The sequence below is a fragment of the Vibrio sp. 10N.222.52.B7 genome, from assembly GCF_041474275.1.
GTDB lineage: Bacteria > Pseudomonadota > Gammaproteobacteria > Enterobacterales > Vibrionaceae > Vibrio > Vibrio crassostreae_C.
Genome location: NZ_JBFRTU010000503.1, coordinates 1 through 264 on the forward strand (window position 1 = coordinate 1; position 264 = coordinate 264).

Consider the following 264-nt stretch of genomic DNA (forward strand, 5'->3'; position numbering starts at 1 on the left):
GTATCTAAAGGCGTAAAGTCCGCTTCTAGTTGCTTGCCTGCCGCTCTAATCTCATCATTTGAGACGCCCTTCAGAAGGTCTCCAATCACTTTATCAATCGCGACCTCTATCTTATCGGCATTTTTAGGGTCGATCATCGCACCAATAAACCAGTCATGGCTTGTATCACCATCTTGAGATGCATAGTAAGCATAAGGTGAGTAATCTAGACTTAAATCTTCACGTATGTACGCGTCTAAACGAGTAACAAGCAGGCGTTGCAGC

General features: G+C 44.3%; 1 protein-coding gene. It reads right to left on the reverse strand.

The features are described from left to right. On the reverse strand, positions 1-264 hold a 264-nt coding region (locus tag AB4512_RS23905), incomplete at both ends, for an insulinase family protein (RefSeq protein ID WP_372175986.1).